Origin of the sequence: Methylobacterium sp. SD274 (assembly GCF_017355285.1) — a bacterium.
GTDB lineage: Bacteria > Pseudomonadota > Alphaproteobacteria > Rhizobiales > Beijerinckiaceae > Methylobacterium.
Genome location: NZ_JADIJP010000007.1, coordinates 89326 through 104579, shown reverse-complemented (window position 1 = coordinate 104579; position 15254 = coordinate 89326). Strand labels below are relative to the sequence as shown.

Annotated in this window: 12 protein-coding genes; 2 read left to right on the top strand and 10 right to left on the bottom strand. The window is 66.3% G+C overall.

The features are described 5' to 3' along the window. Positions 1 to 24: 24 nt before the first annotated feature. From IPV08_RS08790 to IPV08_RS08745, 10 genes are all read right to left on the bottom strand, one after another. A complete protein-coding gene (locus IPV08_RS08790; RefSeq protein WP_207411564.1) occupies positions 25 to 1083 on the bottom strand; it encodes a lysylphosphatidylglycerol synthase domain-containing protein in 1059 nt (352 codons plus the stop codon). Positions 1084 to 1208: 125 nt separating this feature from the next. Beyond that, a complete protein-coding gene (locus tag IPV08_RS08785) occupies positions 1209 to 1865 on the bottom strand; it encodes a uracil-DNA glycosylase (protein WP_207411563.1) in 657 nt (218 codons plus the stop codon). Further along, positions 1849 to 2622 carry a PIG-L family deacetylase gene (locus IPV08_RS08780; protein ID WP_207411562.1) on the bottom strand — a complete coding sequence of 258 codons (774 nt, stop codon included), beginning with the start codon at positions 2620 to 2622 and terminating at the stop codon, positions 1849 to 1851. Before IPV08_RS08780 ends, IPV08_RS08785 begins: the two co-directional genes overlap by 17 nt. A gap of 2 nt (positions 2623 to 2624) precedes the next feature. Then, positions 2625 to 3848, bottom strand: a complete 1224-nt coding sequence (locus IPV08_RS08775; RefSeq protein ID WP_207411561.1) for a glycosyltransferase — start codon at positions 3846 to 3848, stop codon at positions 2625 to 2627. Then, positions 3845 to 4690, bottom strand: a complete 846-nt coding sequence (locus IPV08_RS08770; RefSeq protein ID WP_207411560.1) for a sugar phosphate isomerase/epimerase family protein — start codon at positions 4688 to 4690, stop codon at positions 3845 to 3847. The genes IPV08_RS08775 and IPV08_RS08770 overlap by 4 nt, the downstream gene beginning before the upstream one ends. Continuing rightward, positions 4687 to 6273 (bottom strand): YcaO-like family protein, encoded by a 1587-nt coding sequence (locus IPV08_RS08765; RefSeq protein WP_207411559.1) that lies wholly within the window; start codon positions 6271 to 6273, stop codon positions 4687 to 4689. Before IPV08_RS08765 ends, IPV08_RS08770 begins: the two co-directional genes overlap by 4 nt. 180 nt (positions 6274 to 6453) lie before the next feature. Continuing rightward, complete coding sequence (locus IPV08_RS08760; RefSeq protein ID WP_207411558.1) at positions 6454 to 7479, bottom strand: Gfo/Idh/MocA family oxidoreductase; 1026 nt, start codon at positions 7477 to 7479, stop codon at positions 6454 to 6456. Continuing rightward, the gene (locus IPV08_RS08755; RefSeq protein ID WP_207411557.1) at positions 7479 to 8663 is read right to left on the bottom strand and encodes a methyltransferase domain-containing protein; all 1185 of its coding nucleotides are present in this window, start codon (positions 8661 to 8663) and stop codon (positions 7479 to 7481) included. The genes IPV08_RS08760 and IPV08_RS08755 overlap by 1 nt, the downstream gene beginning before the upstream one ends. A gap of 31 nt (positions 8664 to 8694) precedes the next feature. Next, positions 8695 to 9591 (bottom strand): hypothetical protein, encoded by an 897-nt coding sequence (locus IPV08_RS08750; protein ID WP_207411556.1) that lies wholly within the window; start codon positions 9589 to 9591, stop codon positions 8695 to 8697. A gap of 23 nt (positions 9592 to 9614) precedes the next feature. Next, positions 9615 to 10808, bottom strand: a complete 1194-nt coding sequence (locus IPV08_RS08745; RefSeq protein WP_056431348.1) for an inositol-3-phosphate synthase — start codon at positions 10806 to 10808, stop codon at positions 9615 to 9617. Positions 10809 to 11124: 316 nt separating this feature from the next. Here IPV08_RS08745 and IPV08_RS08740 point away from each other — a divergent pair, with 316 nt between their 5' ends. Both IPV08_RS08740 and IPV08_RS08735 read left to right on the top strand, forming a co-directional pair. Continuing rightward, positions 11125 to 12315, top strand: a complete 1191-nt coding sequence (locus IPV08_RS08740) for a transglycosylase SLT domain-containing protein (RefSeq protein WP_207411555.1) — start codon at positions 11125 to 11127, stop codon at positions 12313 to 12315. 436 nt (positions 12316 to 12751) lie between these two features. Then, complete coding sequence (locus IPV08_RS08735; protein WP_207411554.1) at positions 12752 to 15226, top strand: PBP1A family penicillin-binding protein; 2475 nt, start codon at positions 12752 to 12754, stop codon at positions 15224 to 15226. The last annotated feature ends 28 nt before the right edge of the window (positions 15227 to 15254 follow it).

Below are 15254 nucleotides of genomic sequence, written 5' to 3'. Positions count from 1 at the left end.
GCGTTCCAGGATTGGAGACATTGCTTAGGACCCATCAGACGCGGAAGGAGACGATTCGCGCATACGCCGGACGATCTCGTAGAATCCGAGCATCGCCAGGGCGACGACGAAGGGAACGAGGTAGTAGCAAACCCGGAACAGCAGCAGCGAGCCGAGGACCTGATCCCGTGGCAGGCTCGACAGGGCGAGGAGGATCGTGGCCTCGAACACGCCGAGCCCGCCCGGTGCGTTCGAGGCGATACCCAACATGGCCGCTAGCACGTAGACGCCGACGAAAGTCGTGAAACCGATGGTCGAACCCGCCGGAAGCAGGACGTAGAGCGTGGCCGCTGCCGCGCAGACATCGCCGATGCCCACCACCATCTGGCTCATGGACACCGTCGCGCCGGGAAGCTCCAGGGACCAGCCTTTCACCCTCACGTGGCGGCGCTTGAGCGAGACCCAGCCGAGATAGCCGAACACCATGAGCAGGGCCGCGAAGCCAACGCCCTGGTTGAGGCGTATGCTGGTGAAGGTCAGCGCCGCTAATTGCCCGGCCTCGGCGACGAGACTGAGCCCAAGGACGACGCCCATGCCAAGCCAGAAGGTGAAGCCGGCGATAACGGTGAGCGCCGCGATCTTCGACGCACTCAACCCCTTCTTCGAGTAGATCCAATAGCGGATCGTCCCCGCTGTCAGGAGGGGGAACCCCAGGGTGAAGCTCACGGCGTAGCTGGTAAACGAGGCGAGCGCGGTCGTCCTGTAGGGGACTTTGATCTTAAGTTGGCGGAGTGCGAGAGCGTCGTAGCAGGTGAGGAAGAGATAGCTCACCCCGACGAACAGGAAGGCCAGGCCGAGCTGTTCCCCGGTCGCCGCCGTCAAAGCCGCGTGCAATTCGGCCCAGGTGACCTGCTGAGAGAGCTTCCACAGCACGCCGAGCGACACGGCGAAGATGACGATGCTGGCAGCGGTGCCCAGCCAGGCGTATCGGTTCTTGTAGGAGCGCTTGGGCACGGGCGGCGCGCAATCTTCTGCCTCGGACGTCGCCAAGGCGCTGGCCGCCTCGGACTCGGCGCGCCGCTGATGCTCTCCCGCAAAATTCATGTCGTCGGCGTCCGCCTCCGCCGGCCTTCCCGACCAACCTCGACGGCGGCGTGGAACGGGACCGAGCTTTTGCCGGACCGCGGCCCGTGACCCGGCATTTAGGGTCTTTGTGTCCCGAAGGCCAGTCATCTGCCCTCTTGAGTTGGTGACGAAGAGATCCCCCGCAGGATCGCAGCTGCCTCGCTAAGCCCGAGAGCGATCCGTTGGGCGACCTCTGGCGACGTGCAAACGTAGGTTGGGCTCGGATGCGGGACGGCGATGAGCGGTATCGCCGGCCGCAGGCGCCGGAGCGTTTCACGCGACAGACCAGCGACACGGCCGGCGAGGACAACGACCTCGAGCGCCGGAAGCAACTCGATGAGGGGAGCGAGATAGGTGGTGGCCGTCGCAATCTCGGCTTTCCGCGGAGCACGGTTGACGGCTCCCGGCGCGTGGATGACCCAGGGTACTGCGTTCCAGATGAGGCTCTCGCGCCGAGCGATGCCAACCTCCGCCATGAAGCGGAACAGGTTGGCGGCGGTCCCGGTGGGGTTGTCACGGGAGACGAAGCCGGTACGGCCGATGCCGGGGCCCGGTGTTTCGAGGAGAAGGAGGAGCTGTGCTTCCGTACCGCCATCGAGCGGATCGGGATCCGGCACCTCCGCCGATCGTTCGATGGCGATCGACCGCGCCAGGCGGCGCAGGGGAATGAAGCGATCAGCCTCCAGGAGTGAGCGGCGGATAGCGACCTGCTCCGGATCGGCCAAGCTCCTGGGCCGGGTCGGTTCAGGAAACGGTAGCATGATCCTCGAACAACACGGCGGCTTGCAAGGGGAGCACGCCCGCGAGTCGGAACCGCTCTGACCGTGCCTCATCTGCGAGCCGACGCAGCAGACCCTCGACGCCGCCGAACTGGTATCCGAGTTGGGTGGCGTAGGCAGCGCAGGCGAGCGCCTTCTTCTCTTCCGCGCTCGCACAATAGTGAACCGCGTGCTCGGGCAATTTGGCGAAGCGGGACCCAAACGGCTCCTGCGGCTGCGTATGACGCACCGTGTAGGGGAAATCCCGCCACCACAGGATGGGCGCATCCCCCGCCACGTGACCAATGGCCCGGACTAGCTGGACGTGATCGACATGGCCGCCCACGGATTGAGGGGCGAATATGAGATCGGGCGACACGTCTTTGATAAGTGCGGAGACCGTATCGGCGAGCGCACCGACGATGTCATCGTCATCCCTTGGAGCGGCAAAAAGGTCGGCGGGCGCGCCGTAACCGCGATGGGGGGCCTCGCGGAACGGGACATGCAAAGGAGGAGCGATGCCGAGCGCCTCTGCTGCTCGTCGATCCTCGGCCCGCCGAAGCGACATGTAGTCGACCTCCGGACCTAGACCCTTGTCGGTCTGGCAAGCGAGCGCGAAGCCTTTGGGATCGGGGACGGAGGCGGTGAAGATCGTCGCCATTACGATCGTCCAGCCGGCATCGGCCAGCGTCGCCAGAGTGCCGCCACAGGAGAAGGCGGCGTCATCGAGATGAGGCGAGAGTGCGAGGGCAACGGGCATGGTCAGAGCAGATGCGGTTCTGCGCGGAAGCGGCAGTTCGGATCGTGCGGCAGAACCTCATCGAACGTCGTATGCGGCCGCTGTCCAACTACCTCGGCATAGATGTCCATGATCTGGCGACCGACGGCGGTCCAGGAATAGACGCGGCGGCATTCATCGAGCCCGTCCGCTGCAAGCCGCTGGCGCAAGTTCTTGTCCTCGATGACGCGCTGAAGCGCATCCGCCAGGGAAGCCACGTCGCCGGGCTGTACCAAGAGGCCGTTTTCGCCGTCGCGCAGACAATCGGACACGCCCACCGCATGGGTGGAGACCACGGCGAGCCCCGCCGCCATGGCCTCGAGGATCGTGTTAGAGAAACCCTCCGCATAGGTCGGCGAGACGAAAACATCCGCCTGGCGGTAGAGGTCGGGTACGGTGTCGTAATCGGCGTAGCCGGTGAAGCGGATCTCGGCCTCGGAAAAGTTCAATTCAGCGGCGCGTGCCTTGGAGGAATCCACGTCCGGCCCGATTCCGGAGATCGTCGTCTCGAACGGGACCCCGCGCGCGCGCAACAGACCCAGGGCGGCGATGAAGTCGAGCACGCCTTTCCGGCGATCGACGCGACCATGATAGAACAGTCGCACCGGCCCCGCATGCCCGGGGACACCGGGCGTGAAGCGCGCTGTGTCCACGGCGCCCGGCACGATGGTGAAGCGGTCCGGGTCGGAACCCAGCCGGTCGCAGACCTCCTCGACGAAGGAGCGCCCACCGATGAGGACGGCGTTGGCATGGGCCAGCACTTCGCACATGGCGATGCGATGGGTCTCGCAACAGGAGCCGACCCAGTGGCCATCGCCCCCCTGGATCGAGACGACATTGGGAATTCCGACCCGCTTCGAAGCGAGTAGCGTCGCCCAGCCGGTCGGATAGCCGTATTGCGCATGGAGCACGTCGAACGGTCGTTCGCGATGCTCTGACACGATGGTCTCGACCATCGTGTCGATGTCGCGCTCGAAATCGCCGTTCGTCTGCTCGCCCACCTGTTCGAGGCCGATGACGCGTACGCCCGGCACGGATGGCGGTGGCCCACCGCCATAGACGCGAGTGCCGAACGCGTCGCCCCGGTACTGGCTGACCATCGTCACGTCATGGCCGGCGGCCACGAGTTCGCGCAGAAGGTTCTGCGCGTAGACGCTCATGCCTGAGATCGCCGGAAAATAACGGCGGCTGACGAAGCAGATCCTCACGCGCTTACCTCGGCTTTGTGGTTGCGGCAGGTCCGCAGGTAATCGAGCGATATCGGCACCATCACATCGGCGCGGTGGCTCTCGCGGGAGAGTTCGACGCAGACGAGGCGCTGGAATCCGATGCCGTCGAGGGCGTCGAGGACGCTCGGGACATCCATGTCGCCCTCGCCGAAGGGCAGATGGATATGCTCTCCGCGCGCCATGTCCTCGATCGCCACGGTGCCGATGCGGTCGGCGAATTCCGCTACGGCCAGGGCCGGGTCTCGCTCGCCCGTGACGAGGCAATGGCCGGTATCGAGGGCAAGCCTGAGGCCTTCGATGTTCAGGTCGGCAAAGTCGTCGAGGGTCTCGATCAGCATGCCCGGCTCGGGCTCCAGGCAGGCGACGATACCCTGCTCCGCAGCATAGGCGACGATCTCGGCGATGCCCTCGCCGAGCCAGAGCCGGGCCTCATCACGATCGATGCCGGGTTTGGGCACGCCGGCCCAGAACGAAACCGCTTCGGAATGCAGGATGACGGCGATGTCCACCGCGCGCTTCAGGAAACCGATGCGCCTCACGCGTCCGGAAGCGTCGCCGCTTACCAAGGTCGGCTCGTGCTTGGCCTTGGGGTCGAGGAGGAAGCGGGCACCCGTCTCGATGACGCTCCCGAGGCCGAGCCTTTGTAGTCGGCTCGACAGGCGCTGGGCCTCCTGGGTCCAATTCTCCGAGAACGGATCGAGATGATGGATGTCGAGGGTGAGCGCCACGCCCTGATAGCCGGCATCGGCGATGAGATCGATGGCGTCGTCCAGGCGATGGTTGGCCGTACCGTTGGTGTTGTAGGCGAAGCGCAGACTCATGCGGCGCGTCCCTGCTGCTCGAGACGGAACGGCGCGTGGTGCGATTCGGGCTCGCGATAGAGCGGGTAATGGCGCCCGACGATTTCGTCTGCCAACGCGACGTCGAAGAGCGGCTGGCCGCCGAGACGCTCGATCGCTTCGGGCGTAAGCCGCACGGGCAGCCTCGTTTCGCTGGGCTCGCCGAATGAAATCAGCGGGTGATCCCGCTCGATGAGCTTGGCGGTGTTGCGCTCGCCGATGCGGTGATAGCTCATCGTCTCGACCTCCAGCCCCGGCACGATCGCCTTGACCACGCCGACGCCACCGCCCGGCGGCGAGCAGTCGACATAGAGAACGTCGAAACCCGACGCTTCGAGACGTTCGCGGGCGATGCGGCCGCGTGCATGGCCATCCGGTGCCGGGGCGGTCGGCAGATCGGTGAAGGCCTTCGTGCTTCGCTCGGAATAGACACTGTCCTTCAGGACGTCGCGCAGGCCCTCAGGCGGCAGGACGATCCATTCCAGCATTGCCCTTAGGGCACGGCTCTCTTCCAGATCGAGGCTCGGCAGTGCCTTCTGGATGAAAGCCTGGACGTAGCCCGGCGGCGTCACCCGCTCGGCGAAGCTCAGGGGACCATGCCCGAAGGCCTTACGAACGCGGGCCGCCTGGAATTCAAGGAGTGCCTTGCGGAGGGCCCGCTCGCGGTCCGGGTCGCAGGCTTCGCCACAGGCGGAGAGGGCGACGGGGACCGGCGCATCGGCGGGATTCCTGTCGTAGCCGACGACATAGATGTTCGTGAGACCGAACTGGTCGGTGGCGAATTTCGGCAGCGCGCGGATACCGAGATCGTCGAGACGGTCGAGCATCGCCCTGTTCTCGGGACCGATCCCGTCGAGATCGAGCATGACGCCCTGGTCGAGGGCGCGGAAAAGCAATCCGTTGCCGTCACGCTGAAGCAGTTCGAGCAGGCCGTGGCCCAGGGCGAAATCGACGTCCGGCCCGGCGCCGAGGCCGTTCGTGATCAGGTTGGTGAAAGGCTTGTAGCCTTCCGACAGCTCGAAATAATCGGTGGCCGCGATGTCGAGGGGCATCAGCACGGTTTCGCCGGTACGCGGCCGGACGCTCGGCGTCCATTCCAGAACAGTGTTCCGGCCGACCGGGGAACCGGCAGGCAGGCACAGGGTGAGCGGGTCCGCCACCGCCGCGGCGCCAAAGACCTTGGCGAGGTCGTTGTAGGAGCCTCGTTCCTTCTTGCGCGGCATCACCGCGAGCGACGGCATCAGATTTTCGGCGATCTCCGCGACTGCGCCGATGAGCGCCTCGTCATCGGTGGCGCCGTAGCCGATGCCGCTCGGCATGGCGCCGATAAAGAACGGATCGTCGAGGAACAGCGAGACGAACCAGACCGGAATACCCGTCCGGTCGAGAGGGGCCAGAGGGAAGCCGACGATGCGCCCCTTCGGAAGGATGTCGAGATAGGCACGCACCGGCTCGGGCAAAGACGCTGGCAGACCCTCAATGATGCGTGGCCCGCCGTAGGTGTAGGGACGGGGGGCCTTGATGCGCGGATCACGCGCCCTGGCGTCCTGGTCGTGTTCGCTCACGTCGATCGTCCCTCAGGTTCAGGTAATTCCAACCGCCGACCTCACCCCACAGTGCCCCAGCTAAGCTGCGATTTCGAAAGGGCTCCCAGAGCCGAGGGTGATCCTGGGAAAAGTCCTTCGAAGCAGCTTGGCAGCACCTCCAGGATGAGACCGCGTTAGGAAGAAGGGTTGCGTCCCGATCTAGTCCTCGTTGACCCGGCCACTCCGACAGCCGGCATAAGCCCGCGTCAGCAGCCGCATCGTGTGGAGGTCGCGCCCGGCGCTGTATGCGTCGCGCTCGGCGGGTCGGCGCAGGGCAGAGCCGAAGGCACGGACCTGTTCGAGAAAGGGCGAGGCCTCCGCATCGAAGGCGACCGGCTCGGTCTGCCCACTCGCACCATCGGTGATGAAAAGTGTGCCCCCGGCCACCTGTCCCATCGTATCGACAGCCGTGAGCGCGCCACCGGTGCCAATGACTTCGAGACGGCGACGCGGCAGGGCATCCGGGCAATTATAGGCGACGTGCAGGTTGGCGAGGATGCCGGAGCCGGTGCGGCCGATGAGGAGCGCGCCGTCGTCGACAGCGTAGTCCTGCGCCCTTGCCTGCGTCAGAGCGGCGATATCCTCGATCGACTCATCGAGAAGAAAATCGACGAGATCGATGCCGTGAGGAGCCAGATCCATGAGCGCGCCGCCGCCCGCTTTAAGCGGGTCGATACGCCAATTGTCCTGGCCGGCGAACGAGGTCCAAGCCCGATCGAGCCAGCAGGCATAGACGATGCGGATGGTGGTCACGGCGCCGATGCGCCCGTCGCGGATCGCGGTGCGCATGGCCCGGTGGGCCGGATGATGGCGCTGGTCGAAGGCCGTGCCGTAGAAGATGCCACCATTTCGCACAGCCGCGACCATGGCCTCGGCATCGGAGAGCGAGGCCGCCATCGGTTTCTCGCACAGCACGGCCTTGCCCGATGCCGCCAAGGCCTCGACCGCCTCACGGTGGAGGTGATTGGGGGTCGCCACATAGACGGCCTCGACCTCCGGTTCGGCCAGTAATCCGGCCAAATCAGGATGGGCGCGCGCGCCTTCTCGCTCGGCAGCGGCGCGCGAAGCTTCTCCGGGATCGGACACGGCCACGAGCCGATGACCCGCCGCGCGGATGCCCGGAGCCATGTAATCCCGTGCCACCCAGCCGTAGCCGACGATGCCCCATCCGATGGAATCACCCATCACCAGCGCTCCGGCAGGTCGACGAATTCGCGGCGGCGGACGCGATCCTCGTGCGGCGATTGCTCGCCTCCAACCCAGTCGAGGGTCTCCGGGCCTTCCGAGCGAAGCGGATAGGTGACCCTGGGGGCATATTCGGCCTCGTAGCGATCCGAGGGCCATGCGACCACGTAGCCGCCGGAAGGATCGGGCTCATAGAGGGGGTTCAACCGGAGCGACGTCCCTTCATGGGGCCATGTCAGTCCGTCGAGTATGGCGCGGGGTGCAGGCCGCATCCCCGCACCGGCGACCACCGAGAACGCCTCCACGTGGCGAAGGTCGGACGGCCGCTGTGGCGAGGGCGCGCGCTTCTCCACGAGGGCACGGGTGAGTTCGTCGTCATCATAGACGAGGGCATCGGGAAACAGGTCCTCGATCTCCTCGGCCAAGACCGCGCGACCGGCCGAGAAGCCGGGCCGCTCGGCATTGTGAATGTGGCTGAGAACAAGCCAACCATCGTCGCCGGCATTGTGGCGAAGGCATTCCAGAATGCCGGGCTTGTCATCGAGAAAGTAGAAAGCGTCGTTGCACACGACGAGATCGACGGGTGCGCCGGGGATCGGCCAGTGCGGCGACGCAGCATCGAAACAGACGAGCTGCGCCTTATCGCCGACGACCCAGTGCCGGGCGACCCAGAGCTTGGCGAAAACGACATCGGCCCCAGCCACCTTCACGCCGCGCATCTGCATCTCGCGCAGGTAATGGCCGATGCCGCAGGCAAATTCAAACGCGCAAACGGGGTCGTTCCAATGCGCTTCGAGTAACGTCAAGCCAGCGAGAAAGGTCGGATCGGTCCAGCGATGCAGGAAATAGTCGCCGACTCTGCCCCAGCCGAGCAAACGCACTGCGTCCCGCAGGCTCGCCCTGTCACGATCTCGCACAAGAGCATGAAGATCGAGGGGATCTGCTGGCGGGCCGGTCCACCAATCGTCCTGATCGGCGAGCAGCCCCTCCAGTGCCAGTTCGTGTTTATCCCGATCGAGCAGGTCCAGCGTCGCGCCCAGAAGCTCCAAGCGGCCAATTCGCAGATAGGGAATCCCGTCGATGACCGGCCAGCGCTCACCGGTGACGACGTCGCGGAGGGAATGCGGCGTATCGGCTTTGAGCGCGTTCCCCGTCTCCGGGGAAAGGAGTTCGAACGGGATCATCTGTGATGTCCCGTCATGCGGCGACGAACCATCACGGGATTCGCATGTCCCTGAGGACCCGGTCGTGGAAGCCCTTCACCGGACCGGCATGGACCAGTTCCATCTCCACCAGCACGGTGTCCATGGTCAGCGAGGCGGCCCTAAGGTGCTGTGAAATCTGCAGAACCCGGTCGATGCAATCGGCGGCGTGGAAGGCGCGACCCTCGGCCGTCGCATCGTCGGGCAGGATGGCACGCGCCCGCTCGATGGTCTCGCGCAAGGGGGCGTCCAACTCGTCGAGGGCCCATTGGGTGGTCCGCGCCATGATCGGAACGAGGTGGTCGCCGAGCAGCATTTCGCCGGTGAAGCCGGCGTCGGGCATTGCCGCGTTGTGGAAGTGGTGGCTCATGGCCGCCAGGAAAACCAGGGTGGGATCGGCCCGGTAAAAGGGGCTGAGAACGACGCCGTAGACCGCCACCATCAGGCAATGTTCGGCATGGTTCTCGGGCGGCTCGAGCAGGATGCGAGGCTTGCCGGGACAGGTCACGCCGGCGCGCGGCTGGTGGCTCAGTGCCGCCACGAAGGCGGGCAAAGGACCGCCATGCAACACCTCGTTCGAGCGCAACGCGACGGCCAGACGCCGCTTCAGTTCGGGGTCGACCGTTGCGGTGACGGCGTCGAGTCCGGACGTCAGAACGTCGCCGATTTCCGCCTCGCCGAGACCGGCGGAGGCGAGAAAAGCGGCATCGAGGTCGCAGAGCCGGGAGGCCGCGAGCGCCTTGGCGGTGATGTCGATGGCGACCGTCTCAGGATCGGCGCCGCCCGTCAGCGCCGACCACCCTTGGGCGAACAGCCGCTCGGCGATGGAGCCGATACGGCCGGCGGAATGCACGCGCTTGAGGTCGTTGAGTTCGACGAACAACTCACGCAGTGCGAAGGGGGCAGCCATGCCGCCCCCCGTATCGGACGTGATCATTGCTGGCCGCCGAGCCACTCGAGCAGCATGTGCTGCTGCTTGCCGAAATCGTGCTCGGGTCCGTGGCCGTTGGCGACCATGGGCGCCTTGAAGAACGAGGAGAGCTGCTCCTGCGGTCCGCTCTCGCCACGCTTCTTGGCGAGGTCGAGCACGCGAGCGATCTCGATCACCAGGGGGGCTGCCAGGATGGAATCCTTGCAGAGGAAGTTGACCTTGATCTGCATCCGCTGACCGAGGAAGCCGGTGACGTCGATATTGTCCCAGGCTTCCTTGTCGTCACCGCGCGGACGGTAATAGTGGATGTGGACCAGATGGTCCTCGACCGGATAGCCGAGGATCGAATCCAGCACCGTACCCTTGGTGTTGAGCTTCGACTGGAGCGAATCCTTGTCGTTCAGGGCGAGACCGTCGCGGTTGCCGAGGATGTTGGTGGAAAACCAACCATCCACGTGGAGGGCGCGAGCCTTGAGGGCCGGCGCCAGGACGGTCTTCATCATGGTCTGGCCGGTCTTACCGTCCTTGCCCGCCAACGGCACACCGTTCTCGCGGGCGAGTTCGAGCAGGGCCGGGATGTCGGCGGCCACGCTCGGGGTGAAGTTGGCGTAGGGCACGCCGCTCTGGATCGCCGCATAGGCGTAGAGCATCGCCGGGCTGATCGCCTCGTCGCTGGAATCGAGACCCTTCTCGAAAGCTTCGCGGGAGTTCAGAGCCGGCGCATCCAGGTTGGGCCAGCGTTCCGTGGAGGCGAGATTGATCACGACGACTTCGTCGAGATTGCTCTCAAGCCGAAAACGACGAAGGTCGTTCGCGATGACGGAGACCGCCTCGCGGTGATCGGCGGCGACGATGCGGTTGGCACCCTCGATGTTCTTGCAGAACTTGGCGCTGCCGACAGCCGGCCAGGGCTTGATGCCCTTCAGCACCTGGGCGCCGTTCTCGATATCCTGCTTGGTGAGCACACCGTGGCCGGTGGCGGCGGAGGCGAGATCGTCGTCGTTGAGATCCCAGCCGCCGAAGACGAGATCTTTGTAATCGGCCAATCCCGCGACCGAGAGACCCGCGAGGGGCAATCCGTCGAGGCGGTTCGAGCCAGATTTGATCATCTCGATGCCGGCGATGGCGGTGGTGGCGACGGCGCCACCCATACCGACGAAGGCAACGCCGACGCGGCGACCGGTCTGCATGCTCATTGGAAAAAGGCTTCCTTCAATGGGTCCATCGGGGCGTGTCTCGTCGATATTTCGAGATCGCCCTCTGGGACCATCGTAACTGGGCTACGGAGCCTTCGTTCCAACCCCGGCCAGAATGCCTTTTTGACGCGGCCACGCTGAACCGCGCCCGAACGATTACTTAAAATATCATTAAATCATAGCCTTAACCGTTCCTTAAGCGTGCCACGCTTGAATCACGGAGCTGTCCCATTGTGGTCACAGCTCCCAGCGAGATGTCCGCTCGCTGAACTGATCGAAGCCGCGTCCTAGAACGCCGCGGCACGAACAAGGAACAATGATGGGGCTTTTCCCGGAGCCGGCGCACCGCGCCGACGACGCGTGCCGTCTCGTGCCTAACGAGACCCTGGATCGTGACGAGACGGTGGCTTGGCTGAAGCCCGGCTCCCTTCACGGCAGGAAGAAGGCAAGCGCCACGGTATCGGCCAAACTCACCGTCGCGAAGATCGCGATCGGCCTGCTGCTCGGCTCGGGACTGCCGCAGAGCGCACTGACGCCGGCAGCGACCGCCCATGACCGCATCGACATCCGCGCCTACGTCGCCAACGATTTTGCGGCGGCCACAATCGACAAACCCACGGATTGGGATGGGGTTCCCCTCCTCGACCAGGAACCTGCGACGGCCAGCCTGATCGAGAACGACCTCGCCTCGCTTCCCCAGAGCCGCGAGAGCGACGGCCGGGACGTGCTTCGGTTCGGCGACATGAATGTGCCGCGTGACATCGTCGAGACGATCCTGAAGGCGTCGTCCGAGACCGGGGTCGATCCGGTCTACATGATGGCGCTGGCCGACAAGGAATCGAGCTTCTCGACCACGGTGAAGGCCTCGACCTCTTCGGCCGAGGGCCTGTTCCAGTTCCTCTCCGCCACCTGGCTCGAACTGGTGCGGACCTATGGCGCCCGTTACGGCTATGAGACCGAGGCCAACGCCATCACCGGCCGCGGCAGCGCCATCACGATCCAGGACGAAGCCACCCGCACCCGCGTGCTGCGCCTTCGGCAGGACCCCTATGTGGCGGCGCTCATGGCCGGCGAGTTGATCAAGCGCGACCGCGCCCGTATCGAGCAGCGCATCGGCCGCGAACTGAAGACTTCCGAACTCTATCTCGCCCATTTCCTCGGGACGTCGAGCGCCGGCAAGTTCCTGACGCTGAGCGACGACAACCCGGACCTCGTGGCCAAGCAGGCCTTCCGCGCCGCCGCCCGCGCCAACCGCAGCCTCTTCACCGCGAAAGCCGGCAAGCACCGCCGCAGCCTCACCGTCGCGGAAGTTCGCGAGCGCCTCGGCGACATGATCGACCGACGGCTCGACCAGTATGAAGGCGTCACCGCCCTGGTCGGCACCCAGGACGTCACCCCGGAGACGAACAGCGATCCGAGCCAGGCCTCGGCCCTCCTCGATGCCAGCCTGCGCGTTTCGACCCCCACCGGGCGGATGCAGGTGACCGAGGCCTTGCCGAGAGAATAAAGCTACGGCCGAGATTCGTCGCTCGGGCGGCTAACCGGGCCGCTGAATCGGAGTGATGCCGCTGGGGGTCCGAACGCAGGCCAGCGCGGTAGGCCATGACATTCATGAACACACCTCCGTCATTCCGGGGCCGCGCAGCGGAGCCCGGAATCCAGAGCCGCTACACGTGCTCGACATAGCAGCGTCGGCGGTTCTGGATTGCACGCCTCTGGCGCGGCCCTCCGGGTCCGGGCTCGCCTGTGGCGACCCGGAATGACGGCGAGGGACAAACCTCAGAGAGCTCTGGCGAGCACGTCTCTGCATTTTGCCCGAGTTCGGAGCCCTGGCGACGCCGCTTCCGGCATGGCGTCCAAGGTTCTTTCCGGTCTAGAACCGCCAAGCCAGCGCCGACGGTAAGCCGACGGGACCTGTGCTCCTGGATGACCACCGGCGGCCGATGACAGATCAAGAACCGGAACGGCCGAAGACCGGCGAAACGCCGGATGCCCGAACCGCCGCCCGCGAAGCCGGACAAGCGGCCCGTGTCCTGTTCAGGCATCTCGGCTTCCTTCTCGTCACGGCCTTACGCGGCCTCGCACGCGGCCTGCTTTCGACGGGGCGCGCTGCGGGCCGAACGCTCGGCACCCTCGGTGCGAAGCTCACCGCAGGCGCCGCCTCCGCGCGAACGAGCGGCACGGACACTCCGCCTGCGGCAGGGAGCGCTCCGGCGGCGCAGACGCCACAATCGGGCTGGCGCGGCCGTCTGCGGCAACGGCCCTACCTCGCCGCCGGCCTCGCGGCCCTCGCCCTCCCCGTCGTCTTCGTCGCTTGCCTCGTCCTCTACAGTTTCGCGACCCTGCCCCCGCTCGGCGGGGTGGTGCCGGAAGGCGGCCAGCGCGCCCTCACGGTGGAGGCGGATGACGGAAGGGTCTTCGCCACGCGCGGTGCCTTCCAGGGCCAGAAGCTGACGGCGGCCGACATGCCGGCCCATCTCGCCCAGGCCGTGGTCGCCATCGAGGACCGGCGCTTCTACTCGCATTGGGGAGTCGATCCGCGCGGGCTGGTGCGGGCGCTCTGGCGCAACACCGTGAGCGGCGGGGTGCGCGAGGGCGCGTCCACCATCACGCAGCAATATGTCCGGCTCACCTCCCTCACCCAGGAGAAGACGCTGCGCCGGAAGATCCAGGAAGCGTTCCTGGCCCTGCGCGTCGAGAGCACGATGTCGAAGGAGGACATCCTCCTCGGCTATCTCAACACCGCCTATTTCGGGGCCGGCGCCTATGGCATCGACGCCGCGTCGCGGCGCTATTTCGGCAAGGGCGCGAAGGCGTTGACGCTTCCCGAGGCGGCGATGCTGGCGGGCCTCGTCCGCGCACCGTCGCAACTGGCGCCGACGCGCAATTTCGGCGGCGCCAAGGAGCGCGCCGACATCGTGCTGCAGACCATGGTCGAGACCGGCGCGATCACCGCCGCCGAGGCCGACAAGGCGCGCGCCGAGACGATCACCCTGCGGACACCGCCCGAGACTCCGCCGGGCACCAATTACTTCCTCGACATGGTGTCGGCGGACGCCAAGCGTCTGTCGGACACGCCCGGCGACGTCACGCTGCGCACCACCCTGAACCTCGATTTGCAGAGCCTGGCGGAGGGCGTCGTCGCCCGCCGGCTCGATGCGGAAGGGGCGAAGAAGAAGGCGAACCAGGGCGCCATGGTCGTCCTGAACAAGGAGGGCGCGATCCTCGCCATGGTCGGCGGGCGCGACTACGAGGACAGCCAGTTCAACCGGGCGATCCAGGCCAAGCGTCAGGCCGGCTCGCTGTTCAAGCTGTTCGTCTACCTCACCGCCTATGAGAAGGGCCTCTCGCCGGAGACGGTGCTGGTGGACCGGCCGATCCAAATCGGCGATTGGGAGCCGCAGAATGCGAGCGGCCGTTTCCGGGGCGCGGTCCCCCTCCGCACCGCCTTCGCGCAATCGATCAACACCATCGCCGCGCAGCTCGCCGACGAGATCGGCATGGCCTCCGTGATCGAGACCGCACGCAAGCTCGGCGTCACGTCCGATCTTCCCAACGTCCCGAGCCTCGCTCTCGGCTCGGCCGAAGTCTCCCTGCTGGAGATGACACGTGCCTATGCCGGTGTGCTGGCGAGCGCCCAGCCCCTCGACACCTACGGCGTCCATGCCATTCGCGGACCCGGCCCAGACCCGCTCTACCTGCGCCCCGAAACCAAACCGACGACGCCCCTGCCGGGCGAGAGCCGCGCGATGATGCTGGATTCGCTCCAGGCCGTGGTGGATAGTGGAACCGGACGGGCCGCGCGGATCACCAATCTCGCGGTGGGCGGCAAGACCGGGACGACGCAGGATTACCGCGATGCCTGGTTCGTCGGGGTGACGCCGGACCTCGTCGTCGGCGTCTGGGTGGGCAACGACGACAACACCTCGATGAACAAGGTCGGCGGCGGTGACCTGCCGGCGGCGATCTTCAAGGATTTCACCCAGCGCGCCACCGTCCAGATGGCGTCGCGGCGCAAGCGCCCCTCCACCGCCCGCGCCGAGCCGACCCCCGCCGCCAAGGAAACCACCGCCGCCGGGGCGTTGCGCGGCGTGCCGGAGGTGATCGATACCGGAACCCTGTCGTTCCGCGGCCGGACGGTGCGCCTCCTCGGCGTCGATGGCGAACGCGGTGCCCTGGCACGCCAGCTCGCCCGCTATCTGCGCCGGCGCGAAGTCGTCTGCGAGCCGGCGGCCAACGGCGCGGTCGACGAGGCCCAGCCTGCGGGCCTGCGCTGCCAGATCGACGGCGACGACCTCGCATCGTTGATCCTCACGGCCGGCGGTGCCCGCGCGTCGGAGGATGCCCCATCGGACCTTCTGGCCGCCGAGGAGCAGGCTCGCTCCGAGCGCGCCGGCCTGTGGCGGCGCGAGCGCTGATACCTGCGGCCCGCCGGCTTTTCCCGTC

Coding starts and splice junctions, on each gene's coding strand:
- IPV08_RS08790 (WP_207411564.1), bottom strand. CDS start 1,083: ATGAATTTTGCGGGAGAGCATCAGCGGCGCGCCGAGTCCGAGGCGGCC.
- IPV08_RS08785 (WP_207411563.1), bottom strand. CDS start 1,865: ATGCTACCGTTTCCTGAACCGACCCGGCCCAGGAGCTTGGCCGATCCG.
- IPV08_RS08780 (WP_207411562.1), bottom strand. CDS start 2,622: ATGCCCGTTGCCCTCGCACTCTCGCCTCATCTCGATGACGCCGCCTTC.
- IPV08_RS08770 (WP_207411560.1), bottom strand. CDS start 4,690: ATGAGTCTGCGCTTCGCCTACAACACCAACGGTACGGCCAACCATCGC.
- IPV08_RS08760 (WP_207411558.1), bottom strand. CDS start 7,479: ATGGGTGATTCCATCGGATGGGGCATCGTCGGCTACGGCTGGGTGGCA.
- IPV08_RS08755 (WP_207411557.1), bottom strand. CDS start 8,663: ATGATCCCGTTCGAACTCCTTTCCCCGGAGACGGGGAACGCGCTCAAA.
- IPV08_RS08750 (WP_207411556.1), bottom strand. CDS start 9,591: ATGGCTGCCCCCTTCGCACTGCGTGAGTTGTTCGTCGAACTCAACGAC.
- IPV08_RS08745 (WP_056431348.1), bottom strand. CDS start 10,808: ATGAGCATGCAGACCGGTCGCCGCGTCGGCGTTGCCTTCGTCGGTATG.
- IPV08_RS08740 (WP_207411555.1), top strand. CDS start 11,125: ATGATGGGGCTTTTCCCGGAGCCGGCGCACCGCGCCGACGACGCGTGC.
- IPV08_RS08735 (WP_207411554.1), top strand. CDS start 12,752: ATGACAGATCAAGAACCGGAACGGCCGAAGACCGGCGAAACGCCGGAT.